The sequence below is a fragment of the Streptomyces sp. GbtcB6 genome, from assembly GCF_019091475.1.
Classification (GTDB): Bacteria; Actinomycetota; Actinomycetes; order Streptomycetales; family Streptomycetaceae; genus Streptomyces; species Streptomyces hyaluromycini.
The window spans coordinates 1-23,437 of sequence record NZ_JAGXJL010000031.1 but is presented as its reverse complement, the minus strand read 5'-3'; the positions used below and the strand labels follow the sequence as shown (position 1 = coordinate 23,437).

The window sequence follows — 23,437 nt, the reverse complement described above, 5'->3', positions numbered from 1 at the left end:
GTCACTCCTCGGCGGCGAGGAGGGCCAGCTCGCGGTTGACCGCAACTTGGTGCGCCTCCGCGTCCATGCGCGCCTTCTTCGGGCTCCAACGACCCGCCATCACGAAGACGAAGGGCAGGAAGAGCACCTGGCCGCCGACACAGATCCACCACCAGGTGCGCCATTCGCCGGGCCCGTCCTTCGACGCCTTCTGGACCTTGGCGCCGTACTCCTGCAGCACCTTCAGCTGCGGCGCCGCCTTCTGCACGACGGCGAGGTTCTCCGCGCCGACCTCCCGGACGGCACGGGCGTTCAGCGCGGGCGGGACGGTGGTCGGGGTGTACTTGTTCAGCTCGGCGAAGATCTCCGGGTGCGCGTCGACGATGGCCACCGCGGGCGCCGCTTTGGCCGAGGCGGCAGTGACCTCGGCGCCGTGCTCCACGAGCGGGGTCACGGAGGTGACCAGTACCGGGATGAAGGCCGCGGAGACGGCGACCACGATGCGCACCGTCCAGCCCCACACGGCCAGGCCCGCCGCGGTCGCCGCCGGGTTGTGCTTCTCCACCGTCTCGGTGAAGCTCGCCATCCAGGGCGCGTAGGCGATGCCGCTGAAGACGCCGATGCCGACGAACAGCCAGGCGAAGGTGTAGTAGTCGGTGGTCGGGTGGGTGGCACGGGTGGCGAAGACCGCGGTCACCACGACGGAGCCGACCGCGCCGACGATCATGAAGGGCTTGCGGACCTTCAGCCGGTCCGAGAGCAGGCCGACCAGGACCAGGGCGATGGCGTTGGCCACCCAGTACCAGTTGGCCAGGGCGTTGGTGCGCTGCTCGCTGTAGCCGAAGACGGTCGCGAAGTAGACGACGAAGTTGCCGACAGCCGCGTAGTACAGCAGCAGGAACACAGCGATGGCGAAGGCCGAGCCCAGCACGTCCAGGCGCATCATCTGCCGCCACTCGCCACGGCGTACCGCCTCGGTGTCCAGCCCCTTGGCGCGCGCCTCGACCAGTGCACGGTCCCGCAGCGTCACCATGATCTGGTCGCGCAGCGCCGGGGACAGCTCGCGCAGCGCGAAGACCGCGACGATGAAGACGACGGCCCCGGCGATCGCCGAATAGCGCAGTTCGTCCTGCCAGGTGGCGCTGTCGAGGGTGTTGCTGGTGACGGTGGTGACGACCAGGGAGCCGATGACCGGGCCCATCGTCCAGTACCCCATCGCGGTGGCCCGGCCGAGTTGCGGGGAGAAGTCCCGGATCAGCGCGGGGGTGGCGACCAGCACGATGCCCTCGATGAAGCTGACGAGTGCGAAGAGCACCAGATAGGTGGTCTTGTTCGCCGAGTTCGGCAGCCCGAAGAAGACCAGCAGCGCGGCGATCAGCAGTCCGTAGACCACCAGATTCGCCCGGCCCCAGCGGTCCGCCAGACCGGCCACGAGCGAGGCGAAGGCCCCGATCGCGTTGCCGATCACCGAGACCCAGATGAAGTAGCGGTACGTCATGCCGAAGTGCGTGATGATCGATGTCGCCACCGCGTACTGGATGTACAGCATGTAGTACAGGACGACAGTGGTGACGACCACGATCGCGAGATACGCCATGCGGCGACCGGTGGGCGGATAGTCCGCCAGTTCGCGGCGGTACAGCCGGGCCAGCGGGCCGCGGGCGCCTGTGGACGGTACATCGGGCGCGGGTCTGTCGGCGTCGAACGGCGTCGTAGCGGCGGACATACGGCTCCTCCCAGGGATACCCGGAAACCAGGTGCTCGCGTAGACGCGGCGAGAGTGCGCGGCGGCCCGGCTCCGAGAGCGTGGCCAGAGGCTAGTACCGACTAGTCGGTACGCCTAGAGGGCTGCACGAGTCCATTCACCTGCTTCATCCCCGGCCGCTGATCCGCCAAGGACCTCGGCCGCCGGCTCGACCTTGATCGCCTCCGGAAAGGCGCCGCTATCACCCCCCCGCATGGGACGGCAACGCCGAAGAGTTTTGTGTAGAAGTCGAGCAGAACATCCTGGCCGGCAGCCACGATCACTGGCTGGATGGTGGTCATGGCACTTCTGTCGAGAAGGGACGTGTTGCTGGATGGCCCGTTGGAGGACGGTGAACTCATCGGCAGACCATTTCGCCGGACGCCCCACAACACAGACTGCCGCCCACGACCAGCACGAGCACCCCGAAACGAGGACCCGCCACCTTGCTGACCCGCTACTTCACGATGGCGGGAACTTCCCTGCTTATGGCCACCCGCCCTCACCAGGGACGCCGCATCGTCCTGGAGGCCGTCCTCGGGCAGGATGTCAGCTCCCTCGCGGAGGCCTGCCGTAGCGGACCGCCGCGAATAGTGGACCGAATATGGGGGACACAGGCCTTGGCACCGGGGCCGGATGCCGTCGTCGGCCGCCAGATCGCAGACGGTGAAGGCGGCGAGCCCGGCGCGCAGGACTCCGTCCTGCACGGGTCCCGGCACGAAGGGACCGGTGCCCGGGCTACCTCGGCTGGAAGCTGCGCAGTACCGACGCGAACGGCCTGCCGTTGGCGCCGCCTGACGGCGAGTTGGTTGCAGGGCCGAGCCCGTCAGGACACATGAAAGGCACGTCGGTCCGCGTTCGCCGACGAACATCTTGTGGCTCAGGGGACAGCCGGCGACAGGACCGCTCCATTACCGCCCGTCCTTGAGCCCATGACGGCACCCTGGGTTCGGTCAGAGCAGTCGCCGGATGTCACCGCGTACCCGGTAGAAGCCGCCGGCCGCCGTGTGCAAGGAGTCCACGACATAGCGGGCCCCGGGCTCGCGTATCCCCCTTGGGAACTGGACGTTCAGTGACTGGTCGTAGCCGTCGGACACGACGTGCACCCGGACCCGGCCCGACTCCTGGACGCACTCCACGACGATCGCCCCGGTGGGCGCCTGCGCGACGGTTGCCACCGCGCCTACGGCCGTGGCCGGTGCGTAGGCCGGCATCGCCGCCGCCAGCTTGATGTCCCGAGCCACCGGCACCGTGCCCTCCTGAGCCGCCGTGACGGCCGCCTCACTCGCGTCCACGCAGACCAGCGAGCCGTCGGTGGTCACCAGGTAGAGCCGCTCGTCGTGGTACTGCATCGACAGTGCCGAGCCGTTGCCCGTGCCCAGCTTCCACAGCCGGGTGCCGTCCTGCGCGAAGCAGTAGACGGACGAGGACGCGTCACCGGCGAACACGAACCGCCCGCCGGGTGAGGTCGCGCACGAGTACACGGCGCTGTCGCAGGTGTACGTCACCTCGATCGCGCCGGTCGCCTTCGACAGCCGCTGGACCGCCTTGTGGGCGGTACCCGCATACACCACGTCGCCGTCCTGCCAGCCGAACAGCACCCCTCCCTTGGTGGGCGTGTGCCACAGCTCCCGGCCGCCGTCGGGGGCGTAGGCCGTGACGCCTCTGGTGTGGCCGTGGTAGACGGCCCGTTCGTCGGCGCGGACCATCCAAGCCTGCTCGCCCTGGCTGCGACGGGCCCACTGGTGCTCGTCCTCGTGGTCGATGACGGTGAGCCGGCCGTCGCGGTCGGATACGTCCAGCACGCCCTCGTGGATGTCCAGCCAGAAGATGTCGACGTCCGCCGCGATGTCGTAGGCCACGAACGGCAGTTTCGAGGACAGGTCGTACACCCTGCCGTCGTCACAGCCCGCGTAGATCCAGAAGTCGTCGGCGACCAGGCATTTCACGCCGTCCGGCAGGCTGAAGCGGGCCAGCACGCCGCCCTCGTGGTCGAGGGTGTACACATCGCCCGACTGGTTGCCGACCCAGCAGCGGTCGTCGTCGACATGGATGCCGAACGCCGCGGAGCCGGTGCGAAAACGCCAGAGCACGGGCGCGGCGGAACGCGCGGTGGAGGGGGCCGAGGCGACCTGACGCCGGGTCACCGACCGCGGCGCGCGCTGTCCCAGTACAGCGGGGGCGTACCCCTTGCGGACCTTCTCGCCGACCTTCTTCGCGGCTGCGGCCCGTGCCTTCTCCGCCGTCGCGAACGTCGTCGTCTGCGACTGTCCCTCGGCGCCGATCCGGCCGTACCGCACCGTCACGACCAGGTCGGCGACGGTCACCTCGTAGAACTTGTGCGCGGCACCGTCCTCCTGGGACAGCTCCAGATACGTCGTCGACACCGCGGCGGAACCGATGGACATGGCAGACCAAACCCCTCCCCATAACGGATCCGCCGTCTGGCCCGCGGATCCCACTGATCGAACCGTAGTCGGAGGCACTGACAACGGCCTTCGCGGAACGCCCTGCCAGGTCACCGGGGGTAAACGCACCCCACCGGTGATCACGAACTGTGCCCGCGGCCCGTAACTGTCGGGCCGCAAGCGGCACTCGTCCCGCTCAGGCGCTGCACGCCGGGGATTGCTCCAACGACCTGCGGTCCCGTTGCAGCGGCCTGGCCCGATTCGCTTCTCGCCCCAGGCGATCCGGCCTGCCAGGGTTACGTGCCCGACGAATTCAGACGGCCGGAACGCGCTCTCCTACGACAGACAGCGAGTGAGCCACACCAGTTCGTCACGGCCATCCGCCGACACATGGTCGCGCTCGAACCCGAGCTTTTCGAGGACACGGAACGACGGCGCGTTCCAGGGGCGCACTGTCGCCCACAGCCGCTTCCGTCCGGTCGTGGTCGCGGCGTCGAGCACGGCGAAGGCTGCCTCAGTTGCATAGCCCTGTCCGTGCACCCGCCGGAACAACTCGTACGCGATCTCTGGCTCGTCGACAGAAGCCCGACCGACGGTGAGCCCGCAGTACCCGATGAAGTCGCCGGCATCGCGGCGGACGACGGCCAGCAGAGCAATCCCGGTCAGCGCCGATGCGGAGCGCTGCTCCTCGATCATCCGCCGGTTGTGCTCTGTTGACGGCATACCGTCGCCCCGTTCGGCAACAAGCATGCGATGGGCCTCGACAACGGACTCGGTCCACGGACGCAACGTCAGCCGAGCGGTTTCGAGTCGGAGCGACATCGGCGGATACGGCATGGCAACACACTATCGACGCCCGGCCTGCGCACCCGAGCGACATTGAAACCCACCGGCATCGAGAGGCCAAGCAGACCTTCCGACGACATACGAACTCGGTGACAAACAAGACTCGTTGAGGGGCATGCAGGCAACCGGGCCTCTCAGTTCTCCAGGAGACGCCGACGCCACCACCCGCACGCACCCCACGAACTTGCCACCATGAGGTGAGGACTGACGGGAACAGTCCGGCGGTCGAATTCGGAATCGAGCTTGGAAACGAGCCTGCCAAGATCCTCTCGAGCACCGCAGGGAAGCCACAACAACACGTCCTCCAGGCGGTCTCGGGCCACGAGAGGATCACAGCACTCGCAGTCCATGACCGGATCCGGCAGCACGCGTCCCGGCTGTCTCAGATACCAGTGGCACTCGGCCAGGGCAGCAGCCACAGCCCCTGGCCACAGTCGGTCCTCTTCCAGCTTCCGGATCGCTACGCGAGTTGCCGCAGTCACACCGCGGACCCGGCGAACCGGAATCTCTCTTCTGGGCCGCCAACGTTTCGCGCGCAGCCCCTTCGGACGCCTACGCGGCATCGGCCTTTCGGATCAGCATGCCGGCATCCTGCCACGGACCGAACTGCCTCCGCACGTGGTCATCAAGAGCCCGCACCACGGTAGTCGCTCTTGCTTCCCATCGACATTCATGTTGCCGCCGTGCCGAAGGTGTCGTCCCCGGGACGCGCCGGTTGTCAGTGCTGCCTGGCATGGTGTGGATCACGTTCGACGGACTTCATGACATCGACTGGGCGTCGATGCAGGACGCGTACGGCTCGGCCTAAGAGGTGCCGGCGCTGCTGCGGGCGCTGCGCTCTCCGGACGCCGAGGAACGCCACGGGGCTCTCGACCGCTTCTACGGTGCGGTCCACCACCTGCGCGGGAACCACACCCCCTCCTCCTGCTCGTCGCTGACCAACTCTCCACAACCGACCAGGAGGTCACCGCCGAGGCCGCAGCCGTCCTGGAGTCCTGCCATCCGATCGCCGCCCCTGCCCGGGAGGCACTCGCCGCGCACATCGACGCCCAACGCGCGGCACACGGCGCAGGTGTGTGGGCCGCACCGCAGGCGCTGCTGCGCAGAAGCCACCAGGAAGCTGTCCGGGTCCTGGCGCGCCTGGGCGACGCACGCGCGCTGCCGAGTCTGCTGGCCGCGCTGGACAGCGACGTCGACGCCTGGCGTGCGATCCAGGTGGCACCGTATCTGCCGCAGGCGGCCGACGAGTTGGTGCCCCGGCTCTGCGACCACCTGCGCCGGATCGACCTTTCCCAGCAGCGGACCGAGATGAGCGCCAACGCGATCCTCTCCGCCCTGGCCGCGCTCGCGGACCCGGCCGCGGTTCCTGCGGTGGCGGACACGCTCGGCGCCGCAGCGCACCATGGGCAGCACAACATCACACAAGCAGCCCTGAAGGCACTGCGCGCGTTCGGCCCGGCGGCAGCCGGCGCGCAGGACATGATCCGGTCGCTGACCGCCGCCACCAACGCGCGCGTACGCCCTGAGGCCGTCGCCGCGCTGTGGGCTGTGAGCGGTGACCTGGCCGAGGCCATGCCGCTCCTGCTCGGCCTCCTCGACGACCACACCAGTGACGCGGCTGAACTGCTCGGCGAAATCGGCCCGCACGCCTCCGCCGCACTGCCGCGCCTGCGCACCCTCCTGGTGCACGACTACGACTGGGTCCGGCTCCGTTGCGCGGCCGGGCTTTGGGAGATCGGCGGCGAGGAGGAGGCGCCGGCCGTCCTGGACGCCCTGCTGAGGGCCATGGCCGAGAACCCCGCGACGGCCAACCACGTCGTGACCTGCCTTGACCGCATGGGCCCCCTCGCGGCACCGGCCCTGCCCCTGCTCCGCGAGCAACTGGCCCTGCCCCGACGCGGCGGCAGATTCCAGAACATCGACCACGACGAGGAACTCCAACGCATCGGCCGTACCCTCATCGCCCGGCTCGACCCTCCAGCACCGGGCGCACCCACCGTACGAACGGCCTGAGGGGCGTCCCCTTCGCCGTCGGCTCGTCGGACTCGGGACATGTGGCAATGAGTTCTGTATGCCCCGGCCATTGAGCTGCGGCATCGGTGTCCGGGGGCGACCAAGCCACCCCCTCAGGTGCCGGTTCGCGGATCACTCCAGGTCTTCCCACTCCCAGGGCGCTGCTGACCACCACTCGGCCGGGCCGCTCGGCCCGCCACCAGCCGGCCCTCGGGGTCGGCAGGGAGCGCCGGTCGGAGGCACTTCACCACGCGTGGACCGGGTGCGTAGGGTACGAGCGGCCTGGAAGCCGTGCGCGCCGGGCCGCCTCCGGCCGCGCAGGCGACGCGACCGAGGGGCCGAGGACCGGGGGCAGCGGGGATGACGGACGCGACGGACGTGGGGCGGGGTGCGGACGGCGAGGTCGGCGGGCGGATCGCACCGCTGGACCGGCGGGTCTTCGCCGTCGCGGGAGTGGTCTTGGCCGTGCTGATGGCGCTGTCCCCGCGCTACGGCTTCCACATCGATGAGCTGTACTTCTTGGACTGCGCCCGGCACCTCCAGGCGAGCTATGTGGACCAGCCGGCGCTGGCGCCGCTGCTGGCCCGGGTCTCGCTGTCGCTGTTCGGGGTCTCGGAGGCGGGCCTGCGGCTGTGGCCCGCGCTGGCCGCCGCGGGCACGGTGGTCGTGGGCGGGATGACCGCGCGGGAACTCGGCGGCGCGCGGCGGACCCACCTGCTCGCCGCGATCGCGACCGCCACCATGCCCGTGCTGCTGGGCGCCGCGCACATCGCCAACACCACGGCGTACGAAGTGCTGGCGTGGGCGGCGATCGCGCTCGTGGTCGTGCGGATCGGCCGCACCGGCGACACGCGGTGGTGGCTCGCCGTGGGAGCGCTGGTCGGCGTCGGCGCGGAATTCAACCACCTCGCGGCGATCTTCGGGGCCGTCCTGCTGGCCGCCACGCTGCTCGGCCCGGCCCGCCGGACCGCGGCCGACCGCCGACTGTTCGTGGGCGCCGCGACAGCCGTGTCACTCGTGCTGCCGGACCTGTGGTGGCAGGCGCGGCACGGCTGGGCGATGTTCGCGATGACGCGGGCGCTGAACGGGGAGAACGGAGGCCCGGGGAACATCCCCACGTGGATCGTGGGGCAGCTCGGCATGTCCTGCCTGGCGATGACGGTGCTGTGGGTGGCGGGCCTGCGGTTCCTGTGGCGGTCCGGCCGACCGGTGTGGCGATGCCTGGTGACCGCGTACGCCGTGCTGTTCGTGCTGTTCGCCGTGACGACCGGGGCGCAGGTGTACTACCTGGGCGGCCTGTACGTGTGCCTGCTGGCGGCCGGGGCCGTGGGACTCGACGGGTGGCTGCACTCCCGCCAGGGCCGGCTGCGCGGCCTGATGGTCGGAACCGCCGTCTCGGCCGCGCTGCTCGCCGTGATCGTGCTGCCGGTGCTGCCGCCCTCCGACGTGGCCTGGACGTACGGCATCAACACGAATTCCGGGGAATCCCTGGGCTGGCCCCAACTGGTGGGCACCGTAAGGCAGGTATGGACAGGGCTCCCGCCCGATCAGCGTGCGAACGGGGTGATCTTCGCGGCGGACTACGGCGAGGCCGGCGCCATCAACGAACTCGGCCGCGGCACCGGACTGCCCACCGCCGTGAGCGCCCACAACACCGACTGGTGGTGGGGGCCCGGCAACCCGCACGCCACGACCGTGGTGGCCGTCGCCCCCGGCCCGGACCACGCCCCTGAGTACGCCACCCATCTGCGCCAGTACTTCCAGCACGTCCGCGTGGCCGCCACCCTCTCCAACCCCGACGGCGTACACAACGCCCAATGGGGCGGCCACGTCTACGTCTGTACAGGCCCCCGCCGCCCCTGGGCCGAGACGTGGCCCGAACTGCGCAACTACGCGTGACACCGCCCCCGCCCCAACGGTAAGAGCCCGACGGCATGAAGCGTCCTCACCTCCGCACCAGTGCTGATCAACGCCTGACGTGCGCCCCTGCCCGTCGTCGTCCGCGTCCGACTCGGGCGCGTCCGGGGCACGCGACGAGCGCAGGGCGTCGGCGGCCGGGGTGGAGAGCAGACTCCTGCCGGGCGGCGGCCGCTGTCCCCGCAGGGAGCGGAGCCGATGTGCGAAGGAGAGGGCGCACCTCATGATCCTTCCGAAAGTCCGGAACCCTCGCTTCGTGACGATCCGCCGTGGTGGGACGCTGACTGATGCCGATCACCGTCTCCTCGCTCTGTGGGCGGCCTCGTGCGCAGAACACGTCCTCGGTCTCTTCGAGTCGGCCCAGCCTGGGGACCGGCGAACGTGCCCCGGGGTACGCGGCGAGGTCAAGATGATGCAGGCTCGCGCGGCGGGCGGCTGGGTTCGGTGAAGCACCGCCGTCCCGCTTCACTGGAAGGCACCTACTAGGTACCATCACGGGTATGCCATCCCTGAACGTGTCCTTCACCGAAGAGGAACTCGAAGGCGTGCGGGCCGCGGCCGCCGCCGAGGGCAAGAGCCTCAAGCAGTACCTGCACGACCTCGGAATCCGCGAGATGCAGCGCAAGCAGTTCGTCGCCGGCGCGACCGAATGGGCCGAGCGGCTGCGCGGCGAGTTCGACGAGGCCTTCCCCGACGAAGTGCCGCCCGCCGAGCGCGGCAACGGGGCCGCTGCCGCCTGATGCCGCCCCTCTACATCGACGTCTCCTGGCTGCTCGACGTCCAGGAGAACGCGCTCGGCCACGACGACCTGACCGTGGCGGACTACTCCGCGCTGGTCGCCGCCGTCGCCCGCCACAAGACCCGGCTGCCCACCCTCGCCGCCGCCGACCCCGACACGGCCTGGCGCGCCGCAGCCCTGCTGCACACCATCGTGCGTCTGGAACCGCTCCCGCACCGCAACAGCCTCTACGCCGCGTTCATCGCCGCCCAGTACATGGCCCAGGCCGGCGAGGGCATCGATCCCCCCTACGGCGCGCTGCCCGACCTGGTCCGCAAGGTCCGCGACACCCGCATCAGCGTCCAGGACGTCGCCGGCCGGCTGCGCAGCTGGAAGCTCTAGGCGCCCGCCTGCGCGAGCACATCGGGCCGTCGAGTCCGGGTGCTGATGAAAAGCTTTCTTTGAACTCCACCCCGCTGGACGTCATCCAGTGGGGTGGAACGCTGTGAAAGCACGCCACTCGATGATCGGAATGCTCTGGGCTCTCTGGTCGGGCCAGGCGAGTCGAATCATTCAACTACAGACAGTAACGTTATTGTCGCTCACGGTATTGAACGGGCCTTCGAGGGACCTCAGCGGATGCAGGGGGCCAGCCGCCTCCTGCCCGGGCCCATCAGTCGTCAACAGGAAGGCAGACACGTGAGCGACGAGAGCGCACAGCTGATCTACGGCCAAGGAGAGGAGGTGTGCCCCGAGGGAAACTTCTGCCTCTACCGGGCCGTCAACTTCAACAGCGGCCAGACCCCGGGGGTCGGTGACAAGATCCTGGCCATTCCCGTGGGCACGTCCGTCAAGGACTTCTCCGTGTACGGCTTCGACCACAGTGCCGACGGGGTGAGCAGCGTTGTCAACCGCACCGACGAGGACAACGCGCTCTTCTCGGCCGCCGACCAGCAGGGGCATTCGTTGCCGGTGGGCCGCAGGTCCTCGGTCGCGAACCTGGCGAAGATCGCCATGGCCGACAGTCCGAACGGCAGTTGGAACGACCAGGCCCAGTCGGCGCTGGCGGCCCCCTTCCTGGGAAACCTGATCGTCGATCAGGAGTTCCTGAGCAAGTGGCAGGACTGGGAGACCCAAAAGTGGATCTACTCCTACCGGATCACGGTACGCGCCGCCGAGGAACGCGTCGTGAAATGGGCGCTCGGCTTTGGTGACCTGCCCGAGGGGACCTCCCTGTACAAGGGGTTCACCGATGTCTTCTGGGGCCAGATTCTGCGGGACGGCACCGAGGGCAGCGTCCTGCTCGGCTCCCCGGCGAGCGGCGGACACACCATCGACCCCGGCACCGACCTCGCTATCGACATCCAGGTGCTCTACGCGAAGGAAAATCCCGCCAACGAACACCTCACGAGCCTGAACGCCCAGCAACTCGGCTGAGCGCAGGCACCACGCCTCCCACCTGAGGGCCGTTCCCCACCAGGGGGCGGCCCACGCGGTCTGGCGCCTGATTTCCCCCTTTGCAGTTACTGAGCTTTTTCAGAGTGGCCAGTGATCCGGTGACGCTGATGGCGTGCGCGAGGAGGACCGGGCCTGGCCCCGTCGAGACGGCTGAACCGCTCGGTGGTGCCCTGGGCGCCGACAGGGGCCGGCGGCCTCCCGGTGAGCAGACGGGCTACCCCGTCGAGGAGGACCTGGGGGTGATGGAACCCGGCCTCCGGTCCCACCACTCGGCGCGCGGGCAGCACGATCCCGCCTCCCGCTGATACGACCGAGGCCGGGTCCGCGGAAGGACCCACACCCCGGCACTTCTCCGCCTGGCCCGCCAGCGGATCAGCGCGCTGTTCGCGATGCTCCGCGGCCCCCGGCGGCAACCGCGTGGCATCCAGACCGCCGCGCCGGTGGCCGTCCAGAGCTCGGCCCGGCCCCAACCACGACGATCATCTGCTTGTTGACGGGAGGTCATTGGCCTGGTCGAACGCGTCGTGTCTTCAGGAGTTGTGTGTGACCGGCATGGTGTCCCAGAGCGAGCACTGGTGTTCCGCGGAGAACTGGGCGTCGTCGATCAGGACACTCCTGCCTCCCGCCCGCAGCGACAGCGTCAACCCCTTGCCGCTGTGGTAGGCGGGCCAGGCGAACTGCCGGGCGACGTGCGGCCGGCCGGTCTTCGTGAAGGCGCCCCAGTACTGCGTCATCTCGCGGGCGAGCCGGCGCTCGTCGGTGTTGAACAGCGGAGCGATCGGCGTGCCGTTGTCGAAGCTGGGCCAGATGTAGGCGAGTTCCGCGGCGTGACCGGCCCCCCAGACGTAGCCGGGTATCTGCGTCAGACCCGGCCCGGTCCGGTGGTCGAACTCGTACGAGTAGGTGGGGGTGTACCGCTCGAAGGCCCCGACGAGTGAGCGTTGCCCGCACCCGCCGATCCCGCCGATCATCCCCGAGTCGGTCATGATCGCGCCGACGAGGTACGCCGCGGTGTACGCGTCGGACGTCCCGGGCCAGGGGTAGCGGGCTAGGACCTCGTCGGCACGGTCCCCGGCGACGCGCTGGACGAAGGCGAGGTAGGCATCCTTGCCCGCCCCTGTGTAGCCCTGCGCGAAGGTGCGGCCCTCGTCACGGTTGGCGCCGACGAGCACCGGCACGCGGGCGAACCGCCCGCTGTCCACCGCCTCGCGTACGTTGACCGGGAACGTCGAGGTCCCGTCCACGAAGGCGGCCGAGAAGGTCCGGCTCGCGTCGAGGAGAGAGCCCGCCGAGGCCGACCGCAGACAGCCGAGGACGGCCGCTTGGTCGGTGCCGTCGCAGCCCGCCTGCCGGGCGAACGCCGATCCGGTGGTCTCGGCCTGAGCCTGCGGCTCGCTGGGGCAGGAGCCGCTCTGGATCACGGCGCGGGCGAACAGACCGCGCGAGCCGGGCGACACCAGATGTCCGCAGACGGACCAGCCGCCCGCGGACTCGCCGTCGATGGTCACCGCGGCCGGGTTCCCGCCGAAGGCCGCGATGTTGCGCTGCACCCAGCGCAGCGCGGCCTGCTGGTCCGTGAAGCCGTAGTTGCCGGACTCGCCGCCCTCCTCGGTGAGGGCCGGCAGTCCGAGGAAGCCGAAGACGCCGAGCCGGTAGTTGAGCGAGACCCCGATGACACCCGTCTCCCGGACGAGCTTGGACTCGTCGTTCTGTGCGCCGCTGCCGTTGGTCAGGCCACCGCCGTGGATGAACACGTGCACAGGAAGACGGTCGCCGGCCCGCACTCCCGCCGGCCGCCACACGTTGATGTCGAGACAGTCCTCGGTCTCGCTGCGCGGGCCGTTGCCGCTGGGCAGTACGGGGCAGGGGTTGCCGAAGGCGGTGGCCTCCCGAACGCCGGTCCAGCGCGCCGCGGGCCGCGATGGCTTCCAGCGCAGGGAGCCGGTGGGGGCCGCCGCGTAGGGGATGCCGACGAACCGCTCGACGCCTTGGGAGACGGCGCCGCGCACGGCGCCCTTGTCGGTCGGCACCACTTTCAGCGCACTTGCGGACGCCGTCGCGGGCAGCAGTCCGACGGCGGTCATGGACAGGATCAACGCGCCGCCCAGGGCAGTACGGATTCTGCTGGCAGTCATGGAGACCTCTCTGGCGGGATGCCGGCCGTGACGGTGCGGCCGGCACGCGTGGTGGGGGAGGATCCGCGCGGTCAGCGGGTGACGCCGACGCTGCCGTGCAGGGGGAGCGTCCGCGACGAGGAGCCGACCCACACGTCCCGTTTCCCGGTGCCGAGCACCCAGGCATGGGAGGACGTGTTCCAGTACTTCAGCTGCTGGGCGTCGACCCGGATACGTACAGTCTTCGACTGACCCGCGTGCAGACGCACCTTCTGGTAGCCGCCGAGCGAGCGCACCGCCTGCGGCGCGGTGGTCCCCGGGCTCGCGCCGACGTAGACCTGGGCGACCTCGGCACCGTCGCGGGTGCCGGTGTTCTTCAGGGTGAACGAGACGGTCAACGCGCCGTGACTCTGCCGTACCGCGAGGTCGCGATAGGCGAAGGAGGTGTACGACAGTCCGTAGCCGAAGGGGAAGAGCGGGGCGGCCTGCTCCTTGTCGTACCAGCGGTAGCCCACGTAGATGCCCTCGGTGTAGTTCTCCTGGTCGTCCACTCCCGGGTACCTGAGCGGGTCGCCGGCCACCGGTGTGGCGGACTCGCTCGCGGGGAACGTCTGGGTGAGCTTGCCCGAGGGGTTCACGTCGCCGAAGAGCAGCCCGGCGGTGGCCTCGGCCCCGTTCTCCCCGGGGTAGTACATGTCGAGCACCGCCTTGACCTTGGACAGCCACGGCATGGTGATCGACGACCCGGTGTTCAGGACGACGATCGTGTTCGGGTTGGCGTCGGCGACGGCGGAGATGAGCCCGTCCTGGTCGGCCGGCAGGGAGAGGTTCTTCCGGTCGAAGCCCTCGGTGCCGTCGTCGTAGGCGAACACGACGGGGGTCTTCACCTCGCGGGCCAGCGCCACCGCCTGCTCCCGCGCGGCCTGCGCGGCCTGCGGGGTGACCCAGTTCAGCCGGACCTTCGTCGGTCCGCCCTGGATCGCGAGGGCGCCGGCCTCGAAGCTGTGCGCTCCCGCCGTGAGGTGCACCGTGGCGCTGCTGGAGCCCAGGAAGCCGGTGATGACGCTGTTCCCGTCGATCCTCACCAGGCCGTACGCGGCGGGAAGGTCGAAGACGAAGGAGTAGTCGCCGTCGGTGGGCACGGTGAGGGTGCCGCTGTAGTAGAAGGAGGCGTCCGGTGTGACGGGGATCGTGCCGTCCGCGTCGACCTGCAGGGCGGGGCTGAGGGCCGAGGCGGGGATGGGGACGCCGGTGTTGTCGTCGCCGGTCGCGTAGCGCACCGTGGTGTGCGGGCCGGCCCGTTCCGTGATGGTGTCCAGCGGCGAGGCCGCGGAGTCCGGTACGACGTTGGAGCTGCCGCCGCCGGTGACCTTCGGTGTCCTCGCGGTCGGGCCGATGAGGCCGATGCTGGTGTCCTTGCCGGTCAGCGGAAGCGCTTCGCCGGTGTTCTTCAGCAGGACCGCGCCGGATTCGGCCACCTTCTGCGCGACTTCCGCGCCGCCTTTCGGATCGCGTGCGGGCCGCCGGGCCGCCGCACCGTCGAGGAGACCGAATTTCGCCATCTGCTGCAGAATGCGCGCGACCGAATCATTCAGCTCCGAGACCGGAATAGTGCCGTCGGTTATCGCGGTCTTCAGTTCCTCGCCCAGGAAGACGCCGCTCGGCATCTCCTGGTCGAGGCCGTTCACGATGTCGGTCGTCGCGTGGGTCGCGCCCCAGTCCGACATGACCCAGCCCGTGAAGCCCCACTGCTCCTTGAGGATCGAGTCGAGCAGTTCCTCGCTGCCGCAGCCGTGGCTGTCGTTCACCGAGTTGTACGAGCACATCACCGCCCCGGCGCCGGCCTTGACGGCGGCCGCGAAGGCGGGCAGTTCGATCTGACGCAGGGTCTGCTCGTCGACGTTGACGTTCACCCCCATGCGGTTGTCTTCCTGGTTGTTCTCCGCGTAGTGCTTGACGGTGGCGATCAGGCCCTGGCTCTGGACGCCCTCGACCTCGCCGACCACCATGCGGGAGCTGAGCAGCGGGTCCTCGCTGAAGGTCTCGAAGTTCCGCCCCGCGTAGGGCACCCGGATGGTGTTCGTCATGGGGGCGAGCAGGACGTCCTGGCCGAGCGCACGGCCGTCGCGTCCGATGGTCCGGCCGAACTCACTGGCCAGCCGGTCGTCGAAGGACGAGGCCAGGGCGACCGGTGCCGGCATCGCGGTGGCGTGCTCGTTGACCCGGACGCCCGCCGGGCCGTCGGTGAGCCGCAGTTCGGGGATGCCGAGGCGGGGCACCCCCGGGATGTATCCGGCCTGCCCGAGCGCCTGGGGATCGGTGCCGCCATGGACGAAGGACAACTTCTCGTCCAGCGTCATCCGGCCGATGAGGGCGGCGACGCGGGCAGACACCTTGACGGTCACACCCTCGCTGCCCGCGCCCGAGGCGCCGGGAGCCACGGCCGCGCTTCCGGCCAGTACCGCCGCGCTCACTCCTGCGATCAGCGCCGTACGGCGTAAACGGCTGCCGCGGCGTCGTACCGATCTCCGATCGAGCTCCATGCGGACTCCTCACCACTGAAGTGCTCGACGATTTATGTCTCCGCTGGACAGAATTCGAGTCAAAGCAGGTGGCTCTATAAAAGATCGAACGTTCAAGGAGGTTAAATTCGCACATTCGATGCGTCAACCCTCTGGAATTCCGTTCTTGCCAGACATAAATTGACGCCCTCACCAGGGAGGTGACACGTGTCTCCACGTGACGAGATCCTGACCCATGTCCGGCGGCACGGGAGCGCGTCGCGCCCCGAACTGCAGACGGCGCTCGGCATGAGCCGTCCGGTCGTCGCGGCCGTCGTTCGCGACCTCCTCGCCGACGAGTTACTGACCGAGCACCAGGGGGAGAACAGGGGCGGCCGTGGGCGCCCCGGCCGCCGCCTTCGGCCCCGCTATCCGGCGGGCGCGGTCGTCGGAGCGGACGTCGGCCACCGGCATCTCACCGTCGCCGCGGCCACCCTCGACCTGACCGTCCGGGCCGAGCGGCGAGTGGCGATCGATGTGGACACCCGCCCGACCGCGGCCCTGGACGTCACGGCCGACATGATCCGGCAGACGGTCCAGGAGGTCCGGCTCACGGTCGACGGGCCCGTGAACGCGTGCGTCGTCGGCATACCGGGGCCGCTGGACATGAGCAAACGGGCCATCGCCTCGCCCACCATCCTGTCCAGCTGGTCCGGGCTCGATCTGGCGGCCGAACTGGGCTCCCGGACGGGACTGACGGTCTCCCTCGACAACGACGCGAATCTCGGAGCCCTCGCCGAACACCGGCACGGTGCCGCCGAGAACCGCGGCAACCTCATCTACGTCAAGGCGTCCGACGGCATCGGGGCGGGCCTCATCGTCCACGGGATCCCGGTCAGCGGAAGCTTCGGGGCCGCGGGCGAGATCGGGCACACCCAGGTGATCCCGGACGGAGACTGGTGCCGGTGCGGCAACCGCGGCTGTCTGGAGACCATCGTCTCGGTCCGCCAGGTGCTCCAGCAGATCCGGCACTTCTACCCGGGCGACACCGACCTGCGGTCCCGGCTGCCGGAGATCGCCCACCACCCGGTGGCCCGGAAGATCCTCGCCGAATCCGGCCGTACCCTCGGCCGCGTCCTGGCCAATCTGTGCGCACTGCTCGACCCCGCGGCCGTCATCATCGGTGGCGAGATGAGCCAGGCCGGCGAGGCGTTCGTCGACGGCGTCCGCGACTCGATCGAACGGCTCGCCCAACCGGGCTTCGACAATCGCGTCCGGGTCGCCGCGTCCGCCCTCGGCACCCGCGCCGAGCTGATCGGGAGCCTCACACTAGCCCGGGACATCGCCCTGCGGGACGGGGCCCGGCGGGCGGAGGGCTGATCGGAGGCGGATGTGCCGGCGGGTCGTTCTGCGCTCTGACGGCCGGGGTGCCACTGGCGGACCTTGGGCATCCCCACCGGCCACCGGTGGTCGTACAACCTCGCCGTCGCCGTCGCCGTCGCCGTCGCCGTCGCCGTCCACCGTCCGCCGTACGAGCCCCGAGCGCGCTTTTGGACGGGTGACGGCCGTGACACCTCGGACGATCAGCCGCCAGAAGGCGGACATGTAGCGGCCCACGAAGTTGTCGTTGGGGTCGACCACCTGACCGCCGTCCCACTCGCCAGGCTCCGGCACCGGCTTCGTACGCTGGATCGGCGCTGATGGTCGTCGCCGACCAGGTCAGTGGCTCTGCCTGCAGACAGGATGGGAGCTCGCCGTACCATCGAAGAGCGATCGACAGGTTTCGCGGCGTGGCCTCACGCCCGCGCGTTGCCCGTGTGAGCGATCAGCTGGACCGTCTACCTGGCCGTTTCGTTGCCCGATCGCTTTGAGGCTCGGTACTGGCCCATGGTGTGGGTGGGCTTCGACGTCATGCTGCTCGTGTCGCTGGCCGGCGCCGGCGTGGCCGTTTGGCTGAGACGGCAGGCCCTGGTTCCGATGTCTTTCGTGGCAGCCACACTCCTGGTCTGCGATGCCTGGTTCGACGTTTCGTTGAGCCGGGGGCGAGGCGACGTATGGGGAAGCGTAGCCTCGGCCGTGCTCGTAGAACTGCCGCTCGCTTTCTTGCTCATCATGCGCGCGCACCGGGTGCTGAAGATCTCGGCTCGCCTGGCTTGGCGGCGACTCGACCTGGCGGGCGAACCTCCACCGCTGTACAAGTTGCCGTTGTTTGTCGCTCTGGCATCCTCAAGCAGCATCCAATCGGACTTGAAGGAAGCCAAGGACGTCTGAACCGCTGCGGGTCTGATGGAGGCTCGATTCCCTGAGAGGACCGAGTCATGGCCCGTCCGTTCTCCTACCCCACTGAGCTTCGCGAACGAGCGGTGCGCATGGTTGCGGAGATCCGACCGAACTACCCGGCCGAGAGGGCCGTGATGAAGGCAGTCGCGGCAAGGCCGGGCATCGGTGCGGCAGAGACGGTGCGGACCTGGGGCCCGCAAGGCTGAGGTAGACACCGGCCAGCGGCCCGGCACGACGTCCCAGGAGGCCATGGAGATCAAGTGGCTGCGAGCCGAGAACGCCGAACTGCGACGGGCGAACGAGATCCTTGAAGCGGCTTCGGCTTTCTTCGCGGCCGAGTTCGACCGGCCGTCGAAGCACTCGTGGCGTTCATTGACGCTCACCGAGAGGTGTTCGGAGCCGAGCCGATCTGCCGGGTCCTGACCAGCCACGGACTAAAGATCGCGACGAGCACCGACTACGCCGCCAAAAACCGCACCCCCAGCGCCCGGCCGCTCCGCGACACCGAGGTGAAGACGCAGATCAGCCGCGTCCACACGGACAACTCCAGCGTCTACGGAGTGCGAAAGGTCTGGCGGCAGCTGCACCGCGAAGGCATACCAGCGACCCGCTGCACCGTCGCCCGGCCGATGCACGACCTCGGTCTTCAGGGCGCCCGACGAGAGAAGAAGATCCGCCCTCAGCGGCGACGGCGAACAGAAAGAATGCCCTGTAGACGGTTTCGGCGCCGGTTGGGATCGGTGCTCGTGCTCGGCGTGATCCTTTACGAGGGCAGGTTGCCGCCGTTGTCTTCGAACAGTTCTCGGGTGCGGTGCAGGAGTGCCTGCCTCACGTTGTCCGGGGACAGCACTTGTAGCGGGGTGCCCAGGCTGAGCAGGTATGCGGCGAGTTCGTCGGCGTCGTTGCCGCCGATCTCGACGATGGTGCCCTCGGGGCCGTCCGGATGGTGGATGCCGGCTGTGGGCCGGACCAGTCGCAGTGCTGCGTCCAACGGCAATGGCAGGCGGACCCTCACGGAAAGCGGGTAGGTCCCGCCGCCGATGCTGCGTGAGACGAGAACCGCCGGGTCGGGTGGGTCGATGAGTTCCACCGTCTGCCCCGTCGGTTGTGTGTGCGTCACCCGGTCGGCCCGGAACGTCCGCCACTGGTCGCGCGCCACGTCCCGGGCGACGAAGTACCAGCGGCGCCCGGTGTGCACGAGGCGGTAGGGGGCGACGTCGCGGACCGTGGCCTTTCCTTCCCGGTCTCGGTACGACAGGCGGGTGCGCTCGCTGCGGCGGCACAAGACGGCCAGTTCGAGCAGCATGCCCGGTGTGATCTGCTGCTCGTCGTGCCTGGGTGTGTAGGCGAACGCGCTGTCCAGTTCGCCGAGCCGGTCCGCGATCCGCGGGGGCAGTCCCTGCCGCAGTTTCAGCAGCGCGGACAGCGATGCCTCCTCGCTGCCGAGGACGCCGCTGAGTGCGGCATCGCGCAGGGCGACGGCCACAGCGAGTGTCTCCTCGTCGTCGAGGATCAGCGGCGGCATACGGGTGCCGCTCCCCAGGCGGTAGCCGCCCCAGGGGCCGGGTTCGGACTCGACGCCGTAGCCCAGTTCCCGCAGCCTGGCGATGTCCCGGCGGACGGTGCGTTCGGTGACCTCCATCCAGCCGGCCAGCTCGCGGGAGGTCCACGACGGCCGCGAGGACAGCAGTGAGACCAGTCGCAGCAGACGGGCGGAGGTACTGATCACATCTCGAAGTATCGTCCATGACCCGGACAGAACCTGTCCTGATCCCGGCATAGCGTCGTTTCCATGAGCACCGAAACCACTTCCGCTCCGGCGATCCGCTACGCGTCCGTCACGTTCGACTGTCCGGACCCCGCCGAGCTGGCTCGCTTCTACGGCGAGGTCCTTGGCCTGCCCGTGCGCTTCTCCAGCGACGACTTCATCATGCTCGGCAAGGAGGGCTCGACCGGACTGAGCTTCAACCGGTTGGCCGGCTACCAGCGTCCCACCTGGCCGGACCCCGTCCAGGAGAAGCAGGCCCATCTCGAACTGGGTGTCGACGACCTGGACGCCGCCCAGGCACGATTGCTCGCCCTCGGTGCTGTCGAGGCGGCGACTCAGCCTCACCCTGATCTCTGGAGGGTCCTGCTGGACCCTGCCGGCCATCCGTTCTGCATCACCACCCTGGGCTGAGCAGGACCGGCCGACTGCTGACCCGTCCCCCCGTGCCCGGCGGGAGCCGGTGAAGACGCGGCAGTCCTGCCCGGGGCACAGCCGAGCGTCCGCACGGCGGGGTGCCTCGCCATGTCCACCATGCCGTCGAACTCCGCGACGGCCCATGAGGTGCGCCGGGTTCTCAGGGCATTCGCCCAGCGACCGGGCCTGCGAAGCGAGTCCTCGTGTCTTCGGATGCAGGCCGCCGATCCGCTGACGACTCCGGACGGCCTGGCCGTCCGCACGGCTGACTGGGCCATTTTGATCGCGGAACTGGAGAAGGTCATGACTGCACAGAACGGTGAACCGACGCGTGCGTTGGTCCTGGGCGGCGGCGGCCTGGTGGGCATCGCCTGGCAGACGGGTTTGCTGACGGGCCTGCGTGAGGCCGGGCTCGACCTGGCCGACGCCGAGGTGATTCTCGGCACCTCGGCCGGTTCGGTGGTCGGGGCCCTGGCGGCCTCCCGCACCGACGTCGCGGCCGTACAGGCCAGGATGGCCGCCGTGGCCGAACTCGTGGGCGCCGAGCAATTGGCTGCGGGCTTCCAGAACTTCATGACCGCGGTCTGGCAGGCCGATCTGGAGACCGACCGCGAGCAGGGGCTGCGCTCGATCGCAAAGGCCGCCGAAGGAACGAAGACGATCGATGAGCGGGCTTACCTGGGCCTGTACGAAGCGTTTGCCGGCCTGCCCTGGCCCAGCGCCTACCACTGCACCGCCGTCGACGCCGAAACCGGTGAACTGGTGGTGTGGGGTCCCGAGTCCGGTGTGCCGCTGCAGAACGCGGTGGCGTCCAGTTGCGCCGTTCCGATGATCTATCCGACCGTCACCCTCAAGGGGCGCCGCTACATCGACGGAGGGCTTGCCAACCACCTCAACGCGGCCGCTGCACCCCGGACCGACCGCATGATCGCCATCTCCTCCGTTCCGTTGGGCGTCGACGTGCCCGGCATGCCCCCCGCGATGGGCAGAAACGCTGACCGCGAACTCGCCGCCGTCGGCGCGGACAGGTGGCTTGCCACGGTCGAGCCGCTCGGCAGCTCGGAGGAAGGCCGGGTGGTCAACGCCATGGATCCGCAGGCGGCCTCTGAGGCCTATGCCCTCGGCCTGCGCCAGGCTGAAGTAGAACTCGACCGTCTCACCGCCGTCTGGACCGGGCAGCGCCCACCGGTCTGACACGGCCCGGCACCCCGATGGAATCCGGGGCACGGGCGGTGGTGAGAGTTGATGGCACCACTGCCTGCGCTCCTCCATCGCGTCCACTTGGTTACCTGGGTCTGGGCAACCCTCGTGACTCGGTTGGAGGTCCGCGCTGTCACGGCGTGATGCGGCCCGGTCGAGCCGGATGCCGGAGCTCGCCGTGCATATGGACGATCTCGCTGTCAGCTTGGGGCTGGCCGTCCAAGAGCTCCCGGAGGAAGCCTTCGACCCGGTGCTTGTGCTGTTGGCCCGGCTCGCTGCCCGGCGGCATGGCCGAGCCGCGTTGCTGCGAGCACTGACTCGATGGGAGCGAGCGCCCGCGGCGATATCAACGCGATCTGACTCGCCGTCGGCGGTCAGCAGGCTCGCTGGTCACTTCGTAGTTCAGAGAAATCGCGGCCGCCGACGACGCCCCCGCGCTCGCCTTCCAGTAAATGCTCGCCGGCAGATGGGCGACGGTGACAGCGGAGCGGACGGCCCGAGGCGCGAACGAGCTTGGCGTACGGCTGCGCGACCGCCAAGCTGGGCATGGCCGAGGCACTGCGGGCCGTCGTCGAGTCCGGAGTAAACCCCTACGCGCACAGCCGGGAAATGATGCCGGAAGCACTCACCTCGCTCATGGACGCCGGCGTCACTGCCGGAGCGATCCGCTCCGACACCAGCGCGACCGACATGTTCGCAGCCCTGACCGGCATCGCCCTCGCCTCCGGAAAGCCCGACCAGCGCGCCAAGGCCGAACGCCTCCTCGACCTCATGCTGGACGGCCTGAGCACTAACCGAAAGTGACATCACCACCCGCAGTTCCTGGGCCGCGATCGCGGTGTCGACGGTGTTGGTGGCGAAGCAGGTCAGGCGCATGCCGTCGGCGTCGGTGAACCTCAACTGGGCTCCAGGGTGGGGTCGTTCCTTGCGTACGATCAGCCGCATTCCGGTCGGCCATCCCTTGAGGACGTCGCCGGCCAGCTCGGCTGCCCAGGCTCCGTCGCGGACCTGACCGTCGGGCTCGACCGCCGGGGTCCAGGCCGAAGCCGGGACCTGAAGCACAGCGTGGTGGACCGCGTCGGTGATCGTCATCCCGACCGAGTAGGACAGCCACCGGCCGCGCGCGGTCAGCCAGTTCAGGAACTCGTGGGTGCCGCCGGCGGAGTCGGTGCGGATCAGGGTTTGTCGGCCGCGCCGGTAGTGCTTGGGGAGCTGGGCCAGGGCCAGGCGGGTGGTAGTGATGTGGTCGGCGGCGGTGTTGCTGCCCGCGTTGCCCGGTCGCAGCAGCCCGGCCACAGGTTCCCCGGACCCGGTGGCTCCGTGGTCGACGAACGCGACCAGCGGGTGGTGCCCGAAGGTCCGCTTCCATGTCGCCGCGGCGTCCTGCTTCTCGGAGTGCGCCAGCACCAGGACCCCGTCGATGTCCACGATGACCTGGCCACCGGTGTCGGGGGCGTCGGTGCCGGCCAGCTTCCACACCCGCTCGCGGACCTCGGCCCTGGCACGGCGGATCGCCGTCAGTGCGCGGGGCCCGGCGGCGGCCAGGGTCTCGACCAGCCTGGAGACAGTGGCGTCAGAGGCCACCGGCCCGAACACCTGCGGCTCGGCCCGCAGCACCGCGACATCCGACAGACAGTCCCCGCCCACCGCCACCGCCAGGGCGAGGTCCAGCAGCATCTTGCCCGGGTCGTGCACCGCACGCGGCTTGCGCCACGGCGCCAGCGCCGCCGATATCGCCGTGTCCAAGCCGGACTTACGGACGGTCTCCAGCAGCAGCACCCCGCCGGCCTGCGTGACCACCGCGCCACCGTTGCCCTGAACGCGGACAGGCGGATACGACCCGATACGCTTCTCCATCTGGAGACTGCTTCTTTCCTTGCAGCGGACAAGACCCTAGACAAGTCCCATCGTTGCAGGTCAGAAGCACTCTCCGTTTATTAGATAAAGACCCGGACAGACCCGCTCGTGAAAGCGCGAGGCTAATACCGCTGCGCGTACCAGGTCGGTTGCTCGCCGAACATGCCCTTGAAGTCGCGGATGAAGTGGCTCTGGACGGCGTAGCCGAGGTCCGCCGCCA

At 69.4% G+C, this 23,437-nt stretch carries 16 protein-coding genes and 5 pseudogenes; 13 read left to right on the top strand and 8 right to left on the bottom strand.

What is annotated here, in order from left to right; all coding sequences use genetic code 11:
- Position 1 precedes the first annotated feature (1 nt).
- The 4 genes from KVT45_RS37715 to KVT45_RS57820 form a co-directional block, all read right to left on the bottom strand.
- Positions 2-1,705: an MFS transporter gene (locus KVT45_RS37715; protein WP_217553699.1), complete on the bottom strand. Its 1,704-nt coding sequence runs from the start codon at positions 1,703-1,705 to the stop codon at positions 2-4.
- 971 nt (positions 1,706-2,676) lie between these two features.
- Positions 2,677-4,131: a WGR domain-containing protein gene (locus KVT45_RS37710; protein WP_217553698.1), complete on the bottom strand. Its 1,455-nt coding sequence runs from the start codon at positions 4,129-4,131 to the stop codon at positions 2,677-2,679.
- A 336-nt stretch (positions 4,132-4,467) separates the two neighbouring features.
- Positions 4,468-4,968: a GNAT family N-acetyltransferase gene (locus KVT45_RS37705; RefSeq protein ID WP_217553697.1), complete on the bottom strand. Its 501-nt coding sequence runs from the start codon at positions 4,966-4,968 to the stop codon at positions 4,468-4,470.
- Positions 4,969-5,856: 888 nt separating this feature from the next.
- Positions 5,857-5,979 (bottom strand): hypothetical protein, encoded by a 123-nt coding sequence (locus KVT45_RS57820; RefSeq protein WP_302832616.1) that lies wholly within the window; start codon positions 5,977-5,979, stop codon positions 5,857-5,859.
- Between the two features lie 72 nt (positions 5,980-6,051).
- On the opposite strand from KVT45_RS57820, the gene KVT45_RS37700 reads away from it, so the two are divergent.
- The 7 genes and pseudogenes from KVT45_RS37700 to KVT45_RS37675 all read left to right on the top strand — a co-directional run.
- A complete protein-coding gene (locus KVT45_RS37700) occupies positions 6,052-6,990 on the top strand; it encodes a HEAT repeat domain-containing protein (RefSeq protein WP_217553696.1) in 939 nt (312 codons plus the stop codon).
- Between the two features lie 360 nt (positions 6,991-7,350).
- Positions 7,351-8,889 carry a glycosyltransferase family 39 protein gene (locus KVT45_RS37695; RefSeq protein ID WP_217553695.1) on the top strand — a complete coding sequence of 513 codons (1,539 nt, stop codon included), beginning with the start codon at positions 7,351-7,353 and terminating at the stop codon, positions 8,887-8,889.
- 241 nt (positions 8,890-9,130) lie between these two features.
- Positions 9,131-9,343: pseudogene (locus KVT45_RS58200) on the top strand (putative immunity protein); the annotation flags it as partial.
- A gap of 64 nt (positions 9,344-9,407) precedes the next feature.
- Positions 9,408-9,647 (top strand): hypothetical protein, encoded by a 240-nt coding sequence (locus KVT45_RS37690; protein WP_217553694.1) that lies wholly within the window; start codon positions 9,408-9,410, stop codon positions 9,645-9,647.
- Entirely contained in the window at positions 9,647-10,027 is a 381-nt protein-coding gene (locus tag KVT45_RS37685; RefSeq protein WP_217553693.1) for a toxin Doc, read from the top strand. The genes KVT45_RS37690 and KVT45_RS37685 overlap by 1 nt, the downstream gene beginning before the upstream one ends.
- Positions 10,028-10,324: 297 nt before the next feature.
- Complete coding sequence (locus KVT45_RS37680) at positions 10,325-11,062, top strand: peptidase inhibitor family I36 protein (RefSeq protein ID WP_217553692.1); 738 nt, start codon at positions 10,325-10,327, stop codon at positions 11,060-11,062.
- Between the two features lie 308 nt (positions 11,063-11,370).
- Positions 11,371-11,577: pseudogene (locus KVT45_RS37675) on the top strand (hypothetical protein); the annotation flags it as partial.
- Between the two features lie 36 nt (positions 11,578-11,613).
- Here KVT45_RS37675 and KVT45_RS37670 read toward each other — a convergent pair.
- On the bottom strand, positions 11,614-13,218 hold the full coding sequence (locus KVT45_RS37670) for a carboxylesterase/lipase family protein (protein ID WP_254647937.1): 1,605 nt from the start codon (positions 13,216-13,218) through the stop codon (positions 11,614-11,616).
- A gap of 71 nt (positions 13,219-13,289) precedes the next feature.
- Positions 13,290-15,740 carry a glycoside hydrolase family 3 C-terminal domain-containing protein gene (locus KVT45_RS37665; protein ID WP_217553691.1) on the bottom strand — a complete coding sequence of 817 codons (2,451 nt, stop codon included), beginning with the start codon at positions 15,738-15,740 and terminating at the stop codon, positions 13,290-13,292.
- Positions 15,741-15,926: 186 nt separating this feature from the next.
- On the opposite strand from KVT45_RS37665, the gene KVT45_RS37660 reads away from it, so the two are divergent.
- The 3 genes and pseudogenes from KVT45_RS37660 to KVT45_RS58515 form a co-directional block, all read left to right on the top strand.
- Entirely contained in the window at positions 15,927-17,078 is a 1,152-nt protein-coding gene (locus KVT45_RS37660) for an ROK family protein (RefSeq protein WP_217553690.1), read from the top strand.
- A gap of 516 nt (positions 17,079-17,594) precedes the next feature.
- Positions 17,595-17,969: a hypothetical protein gene (locus tag KVT45_RS37655; protein WP_217553689.1), complete on the top strand. Its 375-nt coding sequence runs from the start codon at positions 17,595-17,597 to the stop codon at positions 17,967-17,969.
- 371 nt (positions 17,970-18,340) lie between these two features.
- Positions 18,341-18,637, top strand: a pseudogene (locus tag KVT45_RS58515) (IS3 family transposase); the annotation flags it as partial.
- 104 nt (positions 18,638-18,741) lie between these two features.
- Here KVT45_RS58515 and KVT45_RS37650 read toward each other — a convergent pair.
- Positions 18,742-19,707 (bottom strand): YafY family protein, encoded by a 966-nt coding sequence (locus KVT45_RS37650; RefSeq protein ID WP_308310984.1) that lies wholly within the window; start codon positions 19,705-19,707, stop codon positions 18,742-18,744.
- Between the two features lie 63 nt (positions 19,708-19,770).
- On the opposite strand from KVT45_RS37650, the gene KVT45_RS37645 reads away from it, so the two are divergent.
- The 3 genes and pseudogenes from KVT45_RS37645 to KVT45_RS56780 all read left to right on the top strand — a co-directional run.
- Positions 19,771-20,157 carry a VOC family protein gene (locus tag KVT45_RS37645; protein ID WP_217553687.1) on the top strand — a complete coding sequence of 129 codons (387 nt, stop codon included), beginning with the start codon at positions 19,771-19,773 and terminating at the stop codon, positions 20,155-20,157.
- Positions 20,158-20,268: 111 nt separating this feature from the next.
- A complete protein-coding gene (locus KVT45_RS37640) occupies positions 20,269-21,354 on the top strand; it encodes a patatin-like phospholipase family protein (RefSeq protein ID WP_217553686.1) in 1,086 nt (361 codons plus the stop codon).
- A 537-nt stretch (positions 21,355-21,891) separates the two neighbouring features.
- Positions 21,892-22,164, top strand: a pseudogene (locus tag KVT45_RS56780) (TetR/AcrR family transcriptional regulator); the annotation flags it as partial.
- Between the two features lie 42 nt (positions 22,165-22,206).
- On the opposite strand, the pseudogene KVT45_RS37635 reads toward KVT45_RS56780, so the two are convergent.
- Positions 22,207-23,217: pseudogene (locus KVT45_RS37635) on the bottom strand (IS1380 family transposase); the annotation flags it as partial.
- Between the last annotated feature and the right edge of the window lie 220 nt (positions 23,218-23,437).